The following is a 16,122-nucleotide window of genomic DNA, read 5'->3' on the forward strand; positions in this document are numbered from 1 at the left end:
CAAAAACATCGCCTAATGGACCAGAAAGTTATCCCAACTGGTTACTGAACTCCATCCGTAAATATCATAACTTTTCAAGTGAGGCGCTAAATTTGCATCTTATCGTTAGAATGAGAGCAAGCGAGCACGTAAAGGTAGGTTTTGTAGAGGTCAACGATGTCATTCGTGGATAATTTGTCCCGCAATATTGTGGGGTCTTCAGACGCTATGATGGCGCTTCGAAAATCGGTGATGGATGTCGCCGAACATAATATCCCAGTATTAATCCTTGGTCCCAGCGGATCTGGCAAAGAAGTCGTTGCTCAATCCTTGGCCGATTTATCAGGTAGATCTGGTAAGTTGATTTCAGTGAATTGCGCCTCTATTCCCAAATCTCTGCTCGAAGCTGAGCTTTTTGGCTATGAAAAAGGGGCGTTTACAGGCGCAATCAAAACCCACAAAGGCAAGTTTGAACAGGCACATAACGGAACCCTCTTTTTAGATGAAATCGGCGATATGCCGCTTGATTTACAATCAAAATTGTTGCGGGCTTTGGAAACCAAATGCTTCTCACCGGTCGGCTCATCGCGCGAAATCGAAGTAGACTTCCGGTTGATCTGCGCAACACATAAAAATCTATACAAGCAAGTTGTCCTTAAAAATTTCCGCTCAGACCTGTTTTTCAGGATCAGCGCCTTTCCGATTCGTGTGCCTGCACTGAAAGATCGCCCAGGCGATATTGAAAACCTCGTCTATCATTTGGCGCAGCAACTGACCCTGTCAGGTCAGTCAAATATTAAATTTGAGCTTGAAGGTGATGCGCTTTGGTTGCTGAAAACCTTCTCTTGGCCCGGAAATGTGCGCCAGCTGCGGAACGTTATCGAATGTTTGATTATTCGCTCGGGTGGTCAGGCGATCAACGCAATCCAAGTGCAGCAGGTTTTGCGTGAACAGAATGAACAAGGCTTAAATGACCAAGGATCTCCGGCGCAGCAAGCCTTGAAAGCCGAAGAGTCAAACAGATCACCGCTGGATTCTGTAACCGATTACAGAAGCTTTTTTGTATCAAATGGCAAGCTGATGATTGCAGAGCATTTAAAAACTGTAGAGCGCAAAGTGGTGGCCGCGGCCTTAGTGGCCGCCGAAAATGATGTGGAACTGGCTGCGAAGATGTTACATATCTCCGTGTCCGAACTGTTTGATAAAAAGCAAACACTCGATCTGTAAAAACTGCCTCAAGGCCCGTCTGCCAGCGCAGCTCGAACGTTGAACCGCGCGGCATATTCAGCATTACACCAGCCTGTAAACTAGCAGCTCAAACTAATGCAAAGAATTTGATGCCAGAGGCCGATGGGTTATTGAACAATGGCCCAAAATGATTACATCCCCCAACGATATGTCATCTGACCAAAGGACCCCCCAATGGCGAGCACCACGCGCAAATTTGAAGCCGATACCGGAAAAATACTAAACATCGTTATCAACTCACTTTATTCCAACAAAGAAATCTTTTTGAGAGAGCTCCTCTCCAACGCGTCAGACGCCCTTCACAAGCGGCAATATCTAGGTCAGACGGATAGCAAATTGCTCAGCTCCGACGCGGCCGAGATTTCGATTGCATTGAATAAAAAGTGCAAAACCATCGCGATCAGCGATAGCGGTATTGGCTTGGATCAGGAAGATTTGATCGAAGCTCTGGGCACAATCGCCCGATCTGGCACCAAAGCCTTTATCGAACAAATTGAACAGGCCGCGGAAAAAGATAAGGATGCAATAAGCCTTATCGGTCAATTTGGCGTTGGCTTTTACGCCTCATTCATGGTGGCCGATAAAGTGGAAGTGCACACATTAAAAGCAGGTCAGGATCAAGGGTATTCTTGGCAAAGCGACGGCCAATCCGGCTATGAAATCAACGCAAGCAGCGCCCGCGACACCGTTGGTACCACGGTTGTTTTGCATCTTAAAAAAGAGGCGAAAGAATTTCTGGAAGACATCCGAATCCAAACCCTCGTAAAGAAATATTCAGATCATATCGCCTATGCAATCCGATTGGTGAAAGACGATCAAACCTCTGAAGTGATAAACTCAGTGGAGGCGCTTTGGACTAAACCTGCAAAAGACATCACGCAAGAGCAGTATAATAATTTTTATCAAAACCATAGCGGCCAATATGACACGCCGTTTTTGACCCTGCATAACAAAGCCGAAGGCGCTGTGGAATTTACCAACCTGCTGTTTTTACCAAGCCAAAAGCCTTTCGATCTTTTTGACCCAGAACGCAAAACAAAAGTTCAGCTTTATGTAAACCGCGTGTTCATCACCGATGAATTGAAGGATCTAATTCCAGAATGGCTGCGCTTTGTGCGCGGCATCATTGATACGGTCAGCCTTGATCTAAATGTCAGTAGGGAAATGCTACAGCATAATGCAACGCTGCTTAAAATTCGCAAAGCCGTGACCAAGCGCGTGCTGTCCGAATTGGCCAAAAAGGTTAAAAAGGATCCGCAATCCTATGAAGCGTTTTGGGCAAATTTCGGCCGCGTTTTGAAGGAAGGCATTTATGAGGATGCGGATAATCGCGACCGCATTTTGAAAATCTGCCGGTTTTATTCTTTACAGCAAGATAAGATGATTTCGCTTGAAGACTATATCGATGCGATGCCTCAGACCCAGAACGATATTTATTACCTAGCCTCCGACTCTGTTAAAGCCGCAAAGCGTAGCCCACATATTGAAGGCTTTGCGGAAAAAGACATTGACGTTTTATTGATGACCGACCCGATTGATGAGTTCTGGATTTCAACAAGTCCGAAATATTCAGAAAAATCTTTGGTCTCTATTGCACGCGAAAACGTCGACCTGTCCAAATTCGCCAAAGAGGGTGACCCGGATGAAGCCGAAGATCCAAATTCCGATATGTCTGATGTTATCGTAAAACTGAAAGCTGCATTGGGTGAAAAAGTGTCGGATATTCGGGTGTCCAGCACCTTGACCTCGAGCCCTGTGCGCTTGGTCGCCGCAGATGGAGGCCTTGATTTCAACCTCGAGCGCATCATGAAAGCGCAAAACCCGGATTATACGGGCAGCGCCAAAGTGTTGGAACTGAACGCAACGCATCCGATAATGCAAAAGCTAAAGGCACAGCCCGAAGAAACCGATCAGGGCCTAGATGCGCTGGCTTCAGTGTTGTTTCAACAAGCGCGCATTTTAGATGGTGAAATGCCCGAAGATCCCACATCGTTCATTCAAAATGTAAACCAGTTAATCGCCTCAGGGATATAAAGCGCAACGGCCTATACTGTTATTTGCCTGCCCGCTCAAGGGCAGGCAAATCTGCTTGTCTGTAGAGAAAAAACCCCAAAGCCCCTACCACCAAAACACCACCAAACAAGGTCAGCGGGCTCGGCGTTTCTTTGATACCAAGCCAAACCCATAAAGGGCCCAAAACCGTTTCTAACAGCATAATCATGCTCACATTGGCTGCCGATGTCAGCCGCGATGCCTTTGACAGCAAGAAAAAAGAAACGGGTAGAATAATCAATCCGGTGACCGAAATATAGATTAGGCTCGCGCCTCTCACCTGCCAAGCCGCGGGCCAAAGATAAAAGGCGGTACACCCCGCGGTCAGCGCGCCTAGACCAATCGCTAATTCAAATGGCACAGTTTTATTTTTCCGAATAATCACAAAATTAAAGGCCAGACTGACGGCAACCGCAAGCCCGCAACACGCCCCCAAAAGCGTTTCAAAATCAGTATTCATACCCCGTTCGATATCGCCAACAACCGACATAAGAATTCCAGAAAACACCAAGGCTATGGTTGCCCAAACGCGGCGATCCGCCAGCTCCCCCAACAGAAAATAACCCAGCAAAGCCGCAATAACCGGCACGGTAGCAACGGCCAACAAAACCACAGCCACGGGCGCAAGCGCGATTCCAAAGGCAAAGAATGAGGCATTTCCAATCTGGCAAATCACCAAAGACCAAAACCCAAAAGACGCAACGCGCGCGCGGTTCTCTTTTTCTTCCTTGAAGCGCGCGATCAACCCGATCGATAGAAACACCAATCCAGCCAAACATGCGCGCCACGCCAACATGGCTCCACCATCCAATCCGGACAGGCGCATTAAAAGCGTATCGGGTGTTAATAACAAAGCCCCTGCCAGCGCCAGCATCAGCCCATTGCTTAAATTATTCATTCACCTGCCCTAATCTCAATGATCAACCAACCCTGAAACGGTTTATTGCTATCGTTTTGACTTGTTAGAAATCTCTGGTTTAATTTGCAGAAAGAAGCCCAGCCCATGCGCTGCGTTGTGCAGGCGCCCTTGTGGTTTTGGCATTGCAAAACATGCGCCCGCAACGGCAACGGCAAACCACCGGCTAAGGTTAAACCTTCACAAAAACGCCCCGGTTAACCTTCACTTTCGAGAAAGGCATTATAATCAATGCCAGGGCCTGAAAAGCTTTGGAACTCATCTCCACTTGGATAAGAGGTTACAAAAGGCTTGATCACATCTGAAAAGCGATTGTCAATGCGGTTGGATAAAACATCGGCAAGATCTTCAAGATCATCCCAAAACCCGATCAATGCATGTTCACCATCTCCAATATCATGCGCTGACAGGCGCACCGTATCGGGCAAAGGGTAATCTCGAAGATATATCGCAATGGCCGTATATAGCGCATCATGTGAGCCCGCTTTTGGCTTGAATTTGATGCAGTTCATCATTTGCGCCATTCGAAATTCTCCCGAAATTTTTGATCAATATCGATAAGTCGACACTCTGTTTCCCGTCAGAGGGAAAACCATAGTAAAAAATATAAAAATTTCAAAGTAAAAGTTTCTAACAGCAGTGCCAGCAAAAGCTCTGTAATACACTGCCTAAAATTCCACGCGTTTCGTGACTCTAAGAAACGATATAAGCGCTTCACATAAACGCGCGTTATATTTTGATATAGTTTCTCACCCTGCTGGTTCGAAATGGATGGGATGCTTGCAGCAAGGTCAACCCCCAGATGCGTGGCAAGCACGCGCCCTGCCGGTTAAATTTTTCAGACATCCAAAACCGCTATCACGCGCGATTTAAGCTTTAGCAGCATATATAGAGCTGATCACCAAGGCAGTTTGGTATCCCATTTTAACGCCAAATCCGTAAAGCTTTTGACTGAGAGAGGATCCAGTGGAATGCCCTGCTCAATGCGCCCGGCCGCCCGCGCCCATTCGCGATCACCCGGCGCCATAACGCTGGCCCCCTTTCGCGCCTTTGACCCGCGCAAAAGCTTTAAATACCGAAGCATTCCAGCGCGGACCACCTCTCCTATTGCAAAGGCACTGGGATCTATCACGATCACAAAAGCGCCCATGCCCCGCGGCGTTGTGAAATCAGGGCCCGCCATAGGGGCGATATCGGGGCTCAACTTCATACCCGTCAACACCGCTGAAAAGATTTCGGCCAAACCACCCAGCGCAGCCCCTTTAAAGCCAAAATCAGCCCCCCCTATCGGAGTCAGCATTTCGGCAATATTCGGATCCACAGTATCTATGCCTTGCGGATCAGATGCCACGCCCTGCGGTAAATCCTGTTGCAACGATTGGTGTAATTGAACCCGATTATAAGGAACAGAGCTGGTCGCCATATCCAACAGCCACGGGTTTGGCTCGGCCGTCGGCACCGCGACTGAAATCGGGTTGGTGCCATGAAAGCGCTGAGCGCCATCAAATAATCGTACGAAACTATCAGAATTCCCAAACACAATCCCGATCATATTTTTATCCGCTGCCGCTTTAGAAAAAGCACCAGCTGGTCCGAAATGCGAGGTGTTTTGAATACCGATCGCTGCAATCCCAGATGTCTGCGCAAGATCCACAGCATGATCAATCGCGGCAAATGTGGCCACCGCCCCATGCCCATTATCAGCATTCAGCAGCGCCGTGCCACTGCGCGTTTGATCCAGCACAATCTTGGGCGCAACGTTCAATCGTCCCCCCTGAAACGCCTGCGCATAATGCCCCAGCAAACGCACGCCATGGCTGTCGATACCGTGCACAGAGCCATGCATCATTGCGCGCGTCGCCGCCAGCGCGCTGGGCTGATCTGCCCCAGCTTTTTCTAAAATAAAACGGCAAAAATCGCTAAGGCGGGCGCAGTCAGCAAGACGCGTTTCATTGGTCAGCATAATAAGTTCCCTATTCAAAACGATGGGCGGTTTGAACCAGCTCCATCCGAGGCTTTGCCCAGCCTAATCTATTGACCAGATTAAATCCAACAAGCCCTAACTTTAAACCACTTGATTAAAACCGCGCGTTCTAAAAGCTTGCTTAAAAGGATGATCGATATGTTTTGTGGCGGCCAAAGAGCAAAATAATCGTCAGCTTTTACACTATATCGCATAGGGCAGGATCCGCTAAGCTTTGTTTTTATCACTCTAACCCAAGATAAGCGGCCAAGGCTTTCGGTGGGCTTGCCATCACTTGCTGCGTCGGTTGGGGTGAGCTGAGCACTTGATCGCTTAGCAGCAATGTCTCATCAGCGATCCGCAGCGCGTCGTTGGGATCATGCGTCACCATAAGCACCGTAGCCTGCCGCTCTTGCGCCAACGTTTGCAGCAAATCCAGCATCTCATTTTTCAAAGCAGGCCCCAATGCGGTGAAGGGCTCATCCAATAAAAGGATTGGTTTATCTTGCAAAAGCACCCGCGCCAGCGCCACGCGGCTTTGCTGCCCCCCTGATAATTCACCGGGCTTAGAGGTTTCAAAACCAGCCAATCCCACGCGTGACAACGCCGCCTTCACCTGCTCTTGTTGGATCGATGACAGATATCGGCGCTGGGTCAGCGCCAAAGCCACGTTCCGTTTTGCGCTAAGATGCGGAAATAAATTATTGTCTTGAAACAGCATCGCCATAGGCCGCTCTGCCGGGCGCAGCCCGGTGATATTCTGCCCGTTCCAGAGCACGGCGCCAGAAGACACCGGCAAAAACCCCGCAAGCGCGGCCAAAAAAGTAGATTTTCCAGCGCCTGATGGGCCCATAATGGCATAAATTTTTGCATCCAAACCACGCAATGAAGCGGTCAGTTGGAAACTGCCTTGACGAATTTTTAAGTTTTGCAAATCAAGCATTACGACGCCCTAAAAAATCAAATACCCAGAAAAATCCAAAACTTAATATCAAAAGAAGGCTGGCGCAGCCCGCGGCTTGCTCCATACGGTACGACCCCATCAATTGATACAGCTTTAGCGGCAAGGTCGCGCGCTCGGCATCGCCAAACAGCGCGATAACGCCCAGATCGCCCATCGAAAGCGCCGCGGTCAATCCCGCGGCGAATCCGAATGGGCGCCGTAATCTAGGCCAAACCACCCAGCGCCACCACCCCAACCTAGACAGCCCCAAAGAAGCCGATAACCAGCAGAAATTGGCGTCTACCTGGCTCATTTCCGGGCGTAAAATACGCACTGCAAAGGGCAATGACATCAGAGCATTCACACATAGCGTTACCCAAAGACTTATCTCAAACGGGTTCACATAAGGACTGGCAATCAAAAACAAACCGGTCCCCAAGACAAGCGGCGATACCGTAATGCTCAACGTTGCGATGGCTTCTCCACCGCGGCTCAGCAAACTGAGCGACAGTAACATGCACAGCGCTGTGGCCCCCAAAGCAATCAAAACCGAGCGCAGCGCCGCCATCCACACTGCAGCCGGCAGGCTGGTTATACTGCCAAGCCCATTGCCCAAGACCAATAGTAAAGGCAGGCCTAAAAATAGCAGGGCCACGCCAATCACCACCCCATCTAGATATTTTTGCAAGGTAGAATGGCGGCCCAGCGCAATTGGACGATCAAGCCCAATGCCCAGCTGATGCCCCCAGGCAAAGCCCAGCGCGAAAACGGCAGCCGATGCAGACAGCCCCAATTGCACCAGCCCCAAAAGAGCGGCTTTTGCAAAATCAAAGTCAAATCGAAAAGCTTGATAAATTGCCAATTCCAACGTTGTTGATTTGGGCCCCCCTCCCAAAGCCAGCGCCACGGTAAAACTTGATAAACAAATCACAAAGATGACCGCCGCGGCCGAAGGCAAAATCGTCATCAGCATCGGAAACTCAATCAAACGAAACCGCGCAAAACCGCGAAGATCCAAGCTCTGCCCCAGCCGCAAGCGCTCTTGGGGGATTGTTGCCCAGCCCAATAAAATCATCCGTGTGGCAAGGGGCAAATTAAAAAACACATGCGCCAACAGCACGCCCTGCAGCCCATAGATCGAAAAGCTGCCAAAGCCCAAGCTGCGCAACCCCGTATTGAGCCAACCATTTTGACCGAAAACCGCAATCAAACCAAGAATGGCGACAATAACGGGCAAAATAAAAGGCGCGCCCATCAGCCTAATCACCGCAGCACGGCCCCAAAACTGCGCGCGCGCAAGCGCTCGTGCCAGCGGAACCGCTGATAAAGTGGACAAGAGCGCCGAAAGCGCAGCCTGTAAAATGGTAAAGCGCAAAGCTGACCAATCTGCAGGCCCCAAGCTGGTAGGCCCATCCGCCTGACGCCAAACCGCCCAAAGCGGTAGAAGTACAAAGCTACAAATCAGCGCCCCAGTGCTTATTTGGACAATGCGCGGCGCCATTCCTCAATCGTCTCTTTGCGCAGGTTTGCGGCTTCTTCTTCAGAATAGAACAACACTTTTTCAGGCAAAGGCAAGTCTTGGAACGCTTGCGGCCATTGCGATTTTGGCAGGGCTGCAGGCAAAGACCAATTGCCCTCTGGAATTATGTTTTGGAATTGATCCGTCATGATGAAAGCCAAAAACGCATCCGCCAAATCGGGCACATCTGTGGATGCTATTTTCGCCGCTAACTCGACCATGAAATAATGCCCTTCGGGAAATATCGCTGCCTTTTTGGTAAGATCGTTTTCTGCCACAATATGATAGGCCGGTGAGGTCGTGTAAGAGAGCACCATATCGGCTTCGCCATCTGAAAACAGCCCATAGGATTCTGACCAGCCTTTGGTGACGGTTAGAATTTTCGGCGCAAGCTTTTGCCAAACTGCTTCTGCTTGCTCACCATAGACCGCCTTCACCCAGAGCACCAAGGCCAAGCCCGAGATTGAGCTGCGCGGATCTTGGATCACCAAGCTCAAGTCTGTGCCAGAATTCACCAAAGCATCAAAAGACGCGGGCGGGTTGGCCACTTTTTCAGTATTGTAGATAAACGCAGTATGGCCATAGTTGAAGGGCAGGAATATTTCATCGCTCCACTCTATCGGCAATGTGAGCTGCGCATTGTCTTGGCCATGGGCCGCGAACAAACCCGTTTCGCGCGCTTTTTTTGTAATGTCTGTGTTCAGACCGATCACGGCATCTGCCTCGGTGCGTTCACCCTCCAGAATGATCCGTGACATGACATCACCCGTTTTAAACTGCAAGTCACAGCTGCAGCTTTCCTCAAAAGCGGCCTCAATCGCGGGTCCTGGCCCCCATTCTGACGCAAAATAATCTGGGGCATAAATTGTAAATATCGGAGTCTGCGCCAACGTCATGCTGGCAGTGAACAGACCCGCTGCGAATGTGAAGTACTTCATGTTCTCTCCATATTTGCGACGGGCGGAGAGCGTGTAGCGTGAAGCTGACCTTTCCTCCGCCGGTCTTAACCGGTTCAGGTTCGACGGGTTCGCAAAATGCGTCTCAGCCAACAAGGCGCCCCGAGGTGAGGTCGTGAATAAAGTTTTCACAACACGGTGGCAACCCCTAAAGATGTCAAACCGTCGCAACAACCTGCCCACCCGCCTACAGGCTTGAACCGCTTGCGCTGCTATCAAATCCTCAAACGCCAAAAAGAATAACATAGGCATTTTACGGTCAGCTGAGGATCCGATCGCGCGCATATTCATGTCGGGTGACGCTATGGTGTCATTTATAAAACGTAGCGGTAATCTTCAAAATATTGCGCTTTTTACTGCGCTGTGCATTGCAGTTGTGATCGCGGTCACGACCCTAACACCTTGGGCCGGCAAACTTGCCCCTCAGGGTGCCGATAAGCTGCTTCATACCGCAGGCTTTGCCTTGCTGGTAATGCATATGCTGATGGTGCGTCTGAAAAGCGGCCTGGTGATGGCACCGCTGGCGCTGGTTTTTAGCAGCGCTATCGAACGCATCCAACGCTATGTAAACCGGTTTGGCGATTTCTCAGAATTTTGGCCGGATTTTGTGGGTGTTCTAATAGGTGTGACTTTGGCGATACTTCTAAACCCGTTCATCAAACAATATGCGGCGCGTAACAAAAGTGCGCCAGAGTCAAAGAAATAACTCTAGGAAACCTCTTCATATTTACCCATGATGTGGAAAATTATAAAACGTTCTTGTAAAGAATGGTGACCCCGACAGGATTCGAACCTGTAACCTGCCCCTTAGGAGGGGGCTGCTCTATCCAGTTGAGCCACGGGGCCGTTCAGCCTATTCGTGATAGGAGTTAGCACAATCAATGCCAACCTAAAAGCTTGCATCTAGGTTATCAGGCTGCTGCATCTGCTTTATCCCATGCACCCATCTTGAGGATCGTAAACTTTAACAAGCCAATTCTACCTCTGATATAAAACAGGCCAATATCAATCTAGGAGCCTACCCATCAGAGCGTTTTGGATTTTTAACGGGTATAGTGGCTGATGTGGCGGCTGATTCAACCGAAGCAACAAAAGGTGTCTGGTCTTTTGAAGTGCGTATCACCCCCCAGGAAAACAAGTTGATGAGTGGATGAGATCAATTTGCCCTTCGTCCAAGCATGACCACTTCTGTAGATATCGCAACAGATAAACGACGTCTTATCAGTTATTTCTTCGCACCTATTGTGGATGCCGTTTTTAGCGCATTAGGCGAAAGATGATATCCACTTAGTCATTATCTAAGAAGTATTTGTCGTATTTATTTGTTCGCCTGTTTTATCAAATATGAAATCCCAACCCAGTTAAGAATTAAAAGTAATGAAACTATGATTAGAGACATTGACGATTGGTTTAGCATGATCCAGATAGGCTTCACTGTTGCTAGGCCCACTAGGCCAAGAATTTGAATGTTTTGGATCATCGTTTTCTCTTGAAGTTCGTACCACCACACCATTGCAGCGACACGCTTTATATTTAGAAATTTTTGCGGCCTGCCAAAGGGAAGGCCTTAAAATTTGTGATGCGCTTTATGACGTGTCTTCGCTTAGCACGGGCAAGATACCAAAGCCGTTGCGCCAAAACACCAGCGCCAACACCCCAGCTTCACGTGTTTGCAAAGCATGCGGTTGCTGCGCGGCGTGAAAAATAACATCTCCGGGATGTAAAAAACGCGGCGCCTGCCCAGCCCGCATAAACTCGGCCTCACCAGCAATCACCAAATAGCATTCTTCGGCTGGGTGCTCATGCCATGGGTAATATAGACGGGGTGGCATATATACGACCCATGCCCAAAGTTGACCACTTTGAAACCCTCCTTCTGGACCAATGATTGTAAAACACCCAAATCGATCTAAAAAATCTTGCCCAACCTTGGTATGTTTATAGGTTTCGCGCCAATGCGCTTGAGCTCCTGCTGCCACAACAGCCTTACAAAGTGTCTGATATTGCGTTTCAAAAAATTCATTCTTTTCGCGTGCCAATCCCTGCCCGCATAGCAATGGATTTGGCTCGATCTCTTGAGTTGTGACATCTTGGCAGAACGGCGCAAAAGCCATCAGCTCTTGGTGGTTTTCATAAACAGTCCGAAGTTCGGACAATAATAAATCAAACGGGCGTGCCATTACAAAAACCAATAAGATTATTCTTCCCCCAAAACCCTACATTTTGGGATTGCCATGTCAAACTCAATTAACTCTGCGGGCCTATTTTGCGGCTCGAATATAAGCCTTGACTGATCCTTATAACGGCCATTTGGATCCGAGTTATCTAAACAGCGGCCCTTTCAGTCTTTTGACACCCGAAAAGATACACTCTGGCTTTGCGCCCCACCCAAGTCTTGATCCCACCGGCGAATATCACGCCGCCCCAACGGTGCTTTGAGGCCCTGTATTTCATGAAATGCCGCGTGGCGGGAGTTTTTATCGCGACAGGCACCGATCACTATTATGATCTGGCACAGAGGCCTGTTCAGGGTCTTTTATATGTCTCAGCGCAGGCTTGAATGTCTTTCAACAACATTTGCGCTCATCGTTTTTTACGCAGCTTGAATATTGGAAAATGCCAGATAAAAGTTACGGGGGTTGACCGGCTTTACATCGCGCCAAGACCCTCGATATGCTGTCTTTCTTCGGCAGGGCATCCGCCAAAAGCCCAAAGCATTTTGAAAAGGGCTAGCAGATATGGGCCAGCCAACCGGGGCTGGTCATCGACAATCGTGCCAAGTAGACACATCACATCAGACCCTCAACATTAAGATTTGGAGACCCAGATGAGCCTATTTGACGAAGACCTTTTTCTGAAGGGCTTAGAACAGCGAAAAGCCACTTTAGGAGCTGAGTATGTAGAGACCAACTTGACTGCAGCCGATGAGCTCACGCGTCCATTCCAAGAAGCCATGACCGCCTGGTGTTGGGGTTTTGGCTGGGGCGATGATGTGATTGATGCCAAAACCCGCAGCATGATGAACCTGTCCATGATTGCGGCATTGGGCAAAATGCATGAATGGGAACTGCATTGTAAAGGCGCTTTAAATAACGGCGTGACCCCAGAGGAAATTCGCGCAATCATTCATGTTGTGGGTATCTATTGTGGCGTGCCACAGGCTTTAGAATGTTTTCGTGCAGCCCGCAAAGTGCTCAATGAGACGCCCCGCTAGGCCGCGTTCAGCGCCGGCAAGCAAATGAACCGCCATAGCGCAAAAAAGACCAGGGCAAAAAAACCATCCGCACCGAAAAGCCTATTGATGGACCGGCTTGGTTAAGCCCACTCAAAACATTTGCAGCGGCGGCGCCTTGCGTCTTACAAAAACAGGCATATAGCTTGATCCAGAAGGAAATTCTCGGCTACCCTTACCTGAACGCCCAAAAAGGAAATCGCGACGTGTCAAAAACTCCACCACGCTCATTGACGTTACGAGATGTCTCAGAAGCCTGCGGCGTTTCTGAAATGACCGTCAGCCGCGTTCTGCGCGACAGCGGCGATGTCTCGCAAACCACCCGCGAAAAGGTGCTCAAAGCCGCCCATGATTTGGGCTATGTACCAAATAAAATAGCCGGCGCTTTGGCAAGCCAAAGGGTGAATCTGATCGCCGTTATCATTCCGTCCATGTCCAACATGGTCTTTCCCGAAGTCATTATGGGGATAAATGAAGTTCTGGAAAATACCGAGCTGCAAGCGGTTATTGGGATCACAAACTACCTGCCAGAAACCGAAGAAAGCGTATTATACAAAATGCTCTCATGGCGCCCGTCTGGCGTTATTATCGCGGGCTTAGAACATTCTGAACGGTCGCAAAAAATGCTGCAATCTTCTGGAATACCAATCGTTGAAATTATGGATATTGACGGCACCGCCACCGATTGCGCCGTGGGTATTTCGCACTGGCGCGCCGGGCGCGAAATGGCGCAGGTTATTCTGGATGCAGGATATCGCAAAATAGGATTTATGGGCACAAAAATGCCTCTCGACCATCGCGCCCGCAAACGCTTTGAAGGCTTTTCAGAAAGACTTTTGCAATCCGGTGTAGAAATCGCTGATAAAGAATTTTATTCGGGGGGCTCTGCCTTGGCGAAAGGGCGCGATATGACCAATGATATGCTCATGCGCTCACCGGATTTAGATTTTTTATATTTCTCAAACGATATGATTGGTGCGGGCGGTCTGTTGCATCTTTTGAAACAAAAGGCCGATATTCCGCAAAAAATTGGTTTAGCAGGCTTTAATGGTGTCGAGTTGCTGCAAGGCCTACCACTGCAATTGGCCACGATGGATGCCTGTCGCTTGCAGATCGGCCGGCAGGCCGCACAAATCATTTGCCATCGGATTTCGGGCGCCTTGACATTGGGTGAAAAAATCGTTGAACTGACGCCAACGCTTTCACCGGGTGACACGCTGCGATCGGCCTAATCGTGAAGAAATCGCGTGGTTTTTTGCCCAACGCTTTAACTTCAAAGAAAGCGAAATGACCGACCAAACTATGTTCAAAAGATATGCGATTTATTTTGTTCCCAAGGGGGAATTGGCCAAGTTTGGACGGGCATGGCTGGGCTGGGATTGCAGCAAAGGTCAATATATAAGCTCTGAAAAAGCATTTGCAGAGCCGCTGGCTGACCGAGAATATTATACAAAAAAACCGCGGAAATATGGGCTTCACGCAACCTTAAAAGCCCCTTTTCGACTGCAAGCAACGCAGAGTGAAACCGCCCTGCGCAGCGCATTCCGCGGCTTTTGCAATCATCAAAAACCAACAGCTTCGGGCAATTTAATGCTCTCTGAACGGGGCGGGTTCCTCTCGTTAAGGCCCCAAATGCAATCCGCTGCCCTCTTTGAGCTTGGCAAACACTGCCTTGAAGCGTTTGACCCGTTTCGCGCGCCTTTAGAGCAGAGCGATCTAGACCGTCGCCGCAACGCTCGCCTGAGCCCGCGCCAAAACCAGTTTTTACACCAATGGGGCTATCCCTATGTGCTGCAAGAGTTCCAGTTTCACATTACGTTAACGTCGTTCTTGAGCATTTTACAGCGCGAAACGATCATACCAGCATTAAAGAATTTGTTGGCTCATGAGTTGGACCGCCCCTTTATTATCGCGCATCTTGCCTTAATGGGAGAGGATAGAAACGGCCAATTTCATATTTTGGAAGAAGCCAATCTATCCGGCTAAAGGAACGGAATACCGACAATAAAAAGGGCTAAAGCTCAACTCGATAATTTGTGAATTTCTTCTTTGATCCGTAATTTTTGTTTTTTCATGGTTGCGACCTGCAAGTCATCAATCGCCAGGGATTTTTGTGCCTCTTCAACTGCCTCTGACAAAGCTTGGTGCTTTTTTCTTAGTTCCCGCACATGCGAAACAACTGTCATATTGCTCAACCTCCTATGTAGACATGCTTCGATGGCAGCATAAATTTATCACCCTGTCACTTAGAAAAATTTTATTCTCGCAAAATAGGAGAAGTTTCGCCGAGCCGCTTCAGTCTATTCCCAAATCGACACCAAATCTGCGCTGTTGCGCAACACTGAACTGACCAAACCAGTATAGGTGTCACCATCATGGCGGTGGCGATCGCCCTCATGCAGTATCAAAGGCGCCATCAGACGAAAATTGGCTCGGCCGGCTTTGCGCGCGCGCAAAAGCATCAATCCGCTTTCGCGTCCTTTGCGCGGTGCGATGGGCACAACTTGTAAGCTGCCCAGATCATCGGGTAAGACAGCCATAAAATCCTGCAGCCTTTCGCTGCGAAAAATAAAATGGGCATAGCCCTTTGGGCGCAACCGTTTGGCGGCAAGCTTAACCCAAATCTTCAATGGCGTTTGCTCTCCCAGGGCGCGTTCGCGCGCCTGATGCGGGGCGGGGCTGCTCTGCGCGCGATCAAAATAAGGGGGATTGGCAATCACGAAATCAAAGTTTTCACCCCGTAGCGCGGCTGGAGGGGAGGCGATATCTGCCGTGATAACTGTTAATTTGCAACCATTTTGCTGCGCATTTTGAGAGGCAAGGATCGCGGCATCAGGCTGAATTTCAACTCCGGTTATTGCCAAGCCGGGGACGCGGGCCGCCAGACACAGACTGGCCACGCCAACACCGCAACCAAGTTCTAAAACGCTTTCCCCCCTGACCGCGGGAACCGAGGCGGCAAGCAAAACAGGATCAACCCCCGCGCGATACCCTGTCTTGGGCTGAGCAACCATCAAACGGCCACCTAGAAACTGGTCATGGCTATGCAAATCCGAATCAAAGGTCATCGCAGCTCAATCTTATGCGCGATCATCAAGCGCAGCGCCGATGCGTGATCGTCTTCGCGCACCATCAAACGACGCGGCAAAATCCCCAGAGATCCTTCAAGCACCGAGGTATTTGTATCCAATTCAAAAAAAGCAATTTCCGCATCTTTCAGAATCGCCTGCGCATAGGCAATTAAAGTGATGTCGGTGCTTCTGAGCAGTTCTTGCATGGCCTTACATTTAGTAATATCACTGCGCCTTGTCGAG

At 49.3% G+C, this 16,122-nt stretch carries 16 protein-coding genes, 1 tRNA gene and 1 riboswitch; of the genes, 6 read left to right on the forward strand and 11 right to left on the reverse strand.

Going from position 1 to position 16,122, the window contains the following annotated elements:
* Window positions 1–156 precede the first annotated feature (156 nt).
* Window positions 157–1,206 (forward strand): AAA domain-containing protein, encoded by a 1,050-nt coding sequence (locus GN241_15460; protein XAT58632.1) that lies wholly within the window; start codon window positions 157–159, stop codon window positions 1,204–1,206.
* A 195-nt stretch (window positions 1,207–1,401) separates the two neighbouring features.
* Complete coding sequence (htpG, locus tag GN241_15465) at window positions 1,402–3,261, forward strand: molecular chaperone HtpG (GenBank protein XAT58633.1); 1,860 nt, start codon at window positions 1,402–1,404, stop codon at window positions 3,259–3,261.
* Window positions 3,262–3,280: 19 nt separating this feature from the next.
* On the opposite strand, the gene GN241_15470 is transcribed toward htpG, so the two are convergent.
* The 6 genes from GN241_15470 to GN241_15495 form a co-directional block, all read right to left on the reverse strand.
* On the reverse strand, window positions 3,281–4,177 hold the full coding sequence (locus GN241_15470) for an EamA family transporter (protein ID XAT58634.1): 897 nt from the start codon (window positions 4,175–4,177) through the stop codon (window positions 3,281–3,283).
* A 215-nt stretch (window positions 4,178–4,392) separates the two neighbouring features.
* Window positions 4,393–4,719 (reverse strand): hypothetical protein, encoded by a 327-nt coding sequence (locus GN241_15475; GenBank protein ID XAT58635.1) that lies wholly within the window; start codon window positions 4,717–4,719, stop codon window positions 4,393–4,395.
* 374 nt (window positions 4,720–5,093) lie between these two features.
* Complete coding sequence (locus GN241_15480) at window positions 5,094–6,158, reverse strand: Ldh family oxidoreductase (protein ID XAT58636.1); 1,065 nt, start codon at window positions 6,156–6,158, stop codon at window positions 5,094–5,096.
* 244 nt (window positions 6,159–6,402) lie between these two features.
* Window positions 6,403–7,101: an ATP-binding cassette domain-containing protein gene (locus tag GN241_15485; protein ID XAT58637.1), complete on the reverse strand. Its 699-nt coding sequence runs from the start codon at window positions 7,099–7,101 to the stop codon at window positions 6,403–6,405.
* On the reverse strand, window positions 7,094–8,602 hold the full coding sequence (locus GN241_15490; protein ID XAT58638.1) for a thiamine/thiamine pyrophosphate ABC transporter permease ThiP: 1,509 nt from the start codon (window positions 8,600–8,602) through the stop codon (window positions 7,094–7,096). The genes GN241_15485 and GN241_15490 overlap by 8 nt, the downstream gene beginning before the upstream one ends.
* The gene (locus tag GN241_15495) at window positions 8,578–9,558 is read right to left on the reverse strand and encodes a thiamine ABC transporter substrate binding subunit (GenBank protein ID XAT58639.1); all 981 of its coding nucleotides are present in this window, start codon (window positions 9,556–9,558) and stop codon (window positions 8,578–8,580) included. Before GN241_15495 ends, GN241_15490 begins: the two co-directional genes overlap by 25 nt.
* 34 nt (window positions 9,559–9,592) lie before the next feature.
* A riboswitch (TPP riboswitch) is annotated at window positions 9,593–9,691 on the reverse strand.
* 189 nt (window positions 9,692–9,880) lie between these two features.
* Here GN241_15495 and GN241_15500 point away from each other — a divergent pair.
* Window positions 9,881–10,282, forward strand: coding sequence for a hypothetical protein (locus tag GN241_15500; protein ID XAT58640.1), 402 nt, complete (start codon window positions 9,881–9,883; stop codon window positions 10,280–10,282).
* 63 nt (window positions 10,283–10,345) lie between these two features.
* Here the strand turns inward: GN241_15500 and GN241_15505 are convergent.
* Window positions 10,346–10,422, reverse strand: a tRNA-Arg gene (locus GN241_15505).
* Between the two features lie 740 nt (window positions 10,423–11,162).
* A complete protein-coding gene (locus tag GN241_15510) occupies window positions 11,163–11,756 on the reverse strand; it encodes a cupin domain-containing protein (protein XAT58641.1) in 594 nt (197 codons plus the stop codon).
* Window positions 11,757–12,403: 647 nt separating this feature from the next.
* Between GN241_15510 and GN241_15515 the strand changes: the two genes are divergently transcribed.
* The 3 genes from GN241_15515 (at window position 12,404) to GN241_15525 (ending at window position 14,794) form a co-directional block, all read left to right on the forward strand.
* Complete coding sequence (locus tag GN241_15515; protein XAT58642.1) at window positions 12,404–12,790, forward strand: gamma carboxymuconolactone decarboxylase; 387 nt, start codon at window positions 12,404–12,406, stop codon at window positions 12,788–12,790.
* Window positions 12,791–13,014: 224 nt separating this feature from the next.
* Entirely contained in the window at window positions 13,015–14,040 is a 1,026-nt protein-coding gene (locus GN241_15520) for a LacI family DNA-binding transcriptional regulator (protein XAT58643.1), read from the forward strand.
* A 55-nt stretch (window positions 14,041–14,095) separates the two neighbouring features.
* A complete protein-coding gene (locus GN241_15525; protein ID XAT58644.1) occupies window positions 14,096–14,794 on the forward strand; it encodes a DUF1045 domain-containing protein in 699 nt (232 codons plus the stop codon).
* 35 nt (window positions 14,795–14,829) lie between these two features.
* Here GN241_15525 and GN241_15530 read toward each other — a convergent pair whose 3' ends face one another.
* The 3 genes from GN241_15530 to GN241_15540 form a co-directional block, all read right to left on the reverse strand.
* Window positions 14,830–14,994, reverse strand: a complete 165-nt coding sequence (locus GN241_15530) for a DUF465 domain-containing protein (GenBank protein XAT58645.1) — start codon at window positions 14,992–14,994, stop codon at window positions 14,830–14,832.
* Between the two features lie 114 nt (window positions 14,995–15,108).
* Entirely contained in the window at window positions 15,109–15,876 is a 768-nt protein-coding gene (locus GN241_15535; GenBank protein XAT58646.1) for a methyltransferase, read from the reverse strand.
* Window positions 15,873–16,085: a DUF2007 domain-containing protein gene (locus GN241_15540; GenBank protein ID XAT58647.1), complete on the reverse strand. Its 213-nt coding sequence runs from the start codon at window positions 16,083–16,085 to the stop codon at window positions 15,873–15,875. The genes GN241_15535 and GN241_15540 overlap by 4 nt, the downstream gene beginning before the upstream one ends.
* Window positions 16,086–16,122 lie beyond the last annotated feature (37 nt).

Source organism: Rhodobacteraceae bacterium IMCC1335, from assembly GCA_039640495.1.
GTDB lineage: Bacteria > Pseudomonadota > Alphaproteobacteria > Rhodobacterales > Rhodobacteraceae > Thalassovivens.